Here is a 4309-nt window from a genome sequence, read left to right as displayed (position 1 = left end):
ATCAAGGACACGATCAGCGCACGGTCCGGCCAGTCCTTTTTGACCTGGGTGATTTCCCGCAGGTTGATCTCCAGCGAGCGGTCAGTGATCAGCTCGATGTTGTTAAAGCCCAGTACCTCCCGGTTAGCCCCGAAGTGCGCCGAGTAGCGCGACGACACGTTCACCGCCGCCGGGTCTTCACCCAGGGTTTTCCAGACCACGCCACCCCAGCCGGCCTCGAAGGCGCGGACCACGTTGTAGGCCTTGTCGGTCGGCGGCGCGGAGGCCAGCCAGAATGGATTGGGTGCTTTGATGCCGGCGAAGACAATCGACAGATCGGCCATTTACGCAGCCTCCACGTTGAGCATCAGTTGAGCATTGATCGCCTCGGCGGCGCGCTTGCCATGTTGCACCGCTTGCACGGTGAGGTCTTGATCGAGGCTGGTGCAGTCGCCGCCGGCATACACGCCGGGGATGCTGGTGCGCAGCTGTTCATCGACTTCGATGCGTTCGCCCTGGCGTTTGAGCTCGCGGGCCAGCGGATCGCTGAGGGCGCTGCCGTCGAAGGCCTGACCGATGGCCTTGAAGATCGCGTCGGCGGCCAGCTCGAAGGTTTCGCCAGTGGTTTGCAGGCGACCTTCTACCAGATGGGTGCGGGCGAAACGCATGCCGCGCACCCGACCATGGTCATCGAGCAGCACTTCTTCCGGTTGAGCCCAGGTCATCAGTCGCACTTGATTGGCCTTGGCAATGTCCTGTTCGTGATGGGTGGCGCCCATGTCCTCGACACCACGGCGGTACACCAGATTCACGTCGTGGGCACCGAGGCGGGCCATTTGCACGGCCATGTCAATGGCGGTGTTGCCCGCGCCGAGGACGATGCAATGGTCGGCCAGGGGCAGTTGGCTCAGGTCATCGGCCTGGCGCAGTTCGCGGATGTAGTCGGTGGCGGCGAGCAGGCCGGGCGCGTCTTCGTGGGTCAGACCMAGCTGTTTGCTGGCATTGAGCCCGACGCCGAGGAACACCGCATCGAACTGTTGGTGCAGTTCGCTGAGGGTCAGGTTCTCTCCGAGCCTCTGCCCGTGGCGGATTTCGATCCCGCCAATCTGCAACAGAAACTCAAGCTCCTTTTGTGCGTAGTCATCCACCAGTTTGTATTTGGCGATCCCGTATTCGTTGAGGCCGCCAGCCTTTTCCCGTGCCTCGAAGATCACCACGTCGTGCCCGTGCATGGCGCTGCGGTGGGCGCAGGACAAACCGGCCGGACCGGCACCGACAACTGCGATGCGTTTGCCGGTGGCGGCAGCGCGCTGGAAGGGGTGTTCGCTGAAGTGTGCGTTGTCCACAGCGTAGCGTTGCAACAGGCCGATCATGACCGGCGCGCATTCGTGAGCGCTGTTGCGCACGCAGGCTTGCTGGCAAAGAATCTCCGTCGGGCACACCCGGGCGCAACTGCCGCCGAGGATGTTGGCCGAGAGGATTTTCTGCGCGGCGCCTTGCACGTTGTCCTGCGCAATGTTGCGGATGAACGAGGGAATGTCGATTTCGCTCGGGCAGGCATTCACGCAAGGCGCGTCGTAGCAATACAGACAGCGCGAGGCTTCCAGGTGCGCCTGGCGCTCGTTGAGCGGCGGCGCCAGATCGGTGAAATGGCCGGCGAGGGTGGCCGCATTCTCTTGGGGATGCGGGAGGTGGTCCAGGGTCTTGATCACGGTTTTGGCCTCACGGTTATTTGAGGTGCTGCCTCTGAATGGGCATTGTTTTTTGTGTTGTCTGGGCTGACGTCATCGCGAGCAAGCTCGCTCCCACAGGGATCTCGGGTGTTCACAAAACCTGTGGGAGCGAGCTTGCTCGCGATAGGCCGCAGGCCGCTTTCAGCGTTTCACGGCAACAGGCTTGTGCAACTCAGCCCGCTTGCACAGCAAATCAAACACCGCCGGATACGCCGGCCGTTCGATATACCGCCCGGCACCACGCTCGGCCCGCAGGTCGCCGTCGGCCCAGACCACGCGGCCCTGGCTGATGGTGTGGCTGGGCACGCCGCGCACGGTCTTGCCTTCGAAGATGTTGAAGTCCACCTGCTGATGGTGGGTCTTGGCGGAAATGGTCCGCGTGCCTTGCGGGTCCCACAGCACCAGGTCGGCATCGGCGCCGACGCGAATCGCGCCTTTGCGCGGGTAGAGGTTGAAGATCTTCGCCGTGTTGGTGGATGTCAGCGCGACAAATTGCTGCATCGAAAAGCGTCCGCTGTTCACGCCTTCATCCCACAACACCGCCATGCGGTCTTCGATGCCGGCGGTGCCGTTGGGGATCTTGCTGAAGTCGTCGCGGCCCGCGGCTTTTTGCTCGGCGCAGAAGCAACAGTGGTCGGTGGCGGTGGTGTGCAGGTTGCCCGATTGCAGGCCATGCCAGAGCGCCTCTTGATGGCCGCGAGGACGGAACGGCGGGCTCATCACGTAACCGGCGGCGGTTTGCCAGTCCGGATCGCGGTAGACGCTGTCGTCCAGCAGCAGGTGCCCGGCCAGCACTTCGCCGTACACCGGCTGGCCCTTGCCCCGGGCGTAGGTGATTTCATCGAGGGCCTCCTTGGTCGAGACGTGGACCAGGTACAGCGGCGTGCCCAGGGTTTCGGCGATGCGGATCGCCCGGCTCGCAGCCTCTCCTTCGACCTGTGACGGCCGCGACAGCGGATGGGCTTCCGGCCCGGTGATGCCCTGGGCCATCAGCTTGCGTTGCAGGTGATACACCAGTTCACCGTTTTCCGCGTGAACGGTCGGCACCGCGCCCAGTTCCAGGCAGCGTTCGAAACTCGCCACCAGGGTGTCATCGGCGGCCATGATCGCGTTCTTGTAGGCCATGAAATGCTTGAAGCTGTTGACGCCGTGATGGCTGACCAACTCGGCCATTTCCTCGCGGACCTGCTCGCTCCACCAGGTAATGGCGACGTGAAAGCCGTAGTCCGACGCCGACTTCTCGGCCCAGCCGCGCCACTGATGGAAGGCTTCGAGCAAGGATTGCTGCGGATTGGGAATCACGAAGTCGATGATCGAGGTGGTGCCGCCGGCCAGTCCCGCCGCCGTGCCGCTGTAGAAGTCTTCGCTGGCCACGGTGCCCATGAAGGGCAGTTGCATGTGSGTGTGCGGRTCGATGCCGCCGGGCATCAGGTATTGGCCGCTGCCGTCGAGCACTTCGGCGCCTGCAGGTACATCGAGATTTTCGCCGATGGCCTTGATCACGCCGTCTGCGCAATACACATCGGCGCGATAACTTTCATCATGGGTAATAACGGTGGCGCCACGGATCAACAGAGACATTCCGAGTTCCTCGCAGGCAATGACCGGCTTATGCCGGTTCTAGATGTTTTATTCAAAACAGCCCGCACAGAACTAATCCTGCCAACGCTGTCAGGATTAAACGCTAGCTGCACTTATCAGAATCGGCAAGAATATTTTTTATAAGCTTATTCAGTAGTTAACTATTTGATATTTAACGAATAAATACAGAAATCACCAAAATGGTGAGGCCGCTCACCATTTTGACGCACTTGACAGGATCGAAAAATAGTCAAGATTTCCTATGTGAAATCAGCTGTTTGAGTATGGTCTATGGTTGATGCGCAGCCATTGAAAAAAGATCAACGCACCAGATTGAGTCCTGACTGTTTCGACAACTTGCCTGGCAGTCGACCTGAGTGGCCTGACAAATAGTCGAGTCAGTGAATAAAAGCGATAAACATCAGTTGGTTGCAATGTGTTTATGGAACTGCCCGATGCGTAATCGGGGCACTCGGCACGTTTATTGATGCCGCCAGCCCCTGATGAGCAACAATAATCAAAAGAACAGTGGAGCGGCCATGCAACAGATCAGATCGCAAGTGACCGAACGCGACGGCTTGTTTGAGCTGGAAGCCGGCAGCGATGTCCTCGACAGTCCCCGTTACAACCACGACATCGCACCGACCAAGGTGCGCGAACGCACCTGGAACAAATGGCACATCACCGCGCTGTGGGTGGGCATGGCAATCTGCGTGCCGACCTACACCCTCGGCGGGGTGCTGACCGCGTACTTCGGCCTGACCGTCGGCGAAGCGCTGCTGGCGATTCTGTTCGCCAACATCATCGTATTGATTCCCCTGACACTTAACGCCTTTCCCGGTACCAAGTACGGTATTCCCTTTCCGGTGTTGCTGCGCTCGTCCTTCGGCGTGCTCGGTTCCAACATTCCGTGCCTGATTCGTGCCTTGGTGGCGTGCGGCTGGTTCGGCATCCAGACCATGTTCGGCGGGCTGGCGATTCACCTGTTTCTCGGCTCGGTGTTCGAAGGCTGGAAA

Annotated in this window: 3 protein-coding genes and 1 pseudogene; 1 reads left to right on the top strand and 3 read right to left on the bottom strand. The window is 60.3% G+C overall.

All coding sequences use genetic code 11. The annotated features are described in order from the left end of the window. The 3 genes and pseudogenes from ACXRVY_RS18630 to hydA form a co-directional block, all read right to left on the bottom strand. Positions 1-323 (bottom strand): annotated as a pseudogene (locus ACXRVY_RS18630) (NAD-dependent dihydropyrimidine dehydrogenase subunit PreA); the annotation flags it as partial. Next, on the bottom strand, positions 324-1691 hold the full coding sequence (locus tag ACXRVY_RS18625; protein WP_223461892.1) for an NAD(P)-dependent oxidoreductase: 1368 nt from the start codon (positions 1689-1691) through the stop codon (positions 324-326). A 162-nt stretch (positions 1692-1853) separates the two neighbouring features. Then, positions 1854-3293: a dihydropyrimidinase gene (hydA, locus tag ACXRVY_RS18620; protein ID WP_223461890.1), complete on the bottom strand. Its 1440-nt coding sequence runs from the start codon at positions 3291-3293 to the stop codon at positions 1854-1856. Between the two features lie 539 nt (positions 3294-3832). On the opposite strand from hydA, the gene ACXRVY_RS18615 reads away from it, so the two are divergent. After that, on the top strand, positions 3833-4309 hold a 477-nt coding region (locus ACXRVY_RS18615), incomplete at its 3' end, for a cytosine permease (RefSeq protein ID WP_458237948.1).

It is taken from the genome of Pseudomonas sp. P5_A2_2, assembly GCF_054177685.1.
The sequence above is the reverse complement of the archived record's forward strand: the minus strand, read 5'-3'. Positions and strand labels throughout refer to the sequence as shown.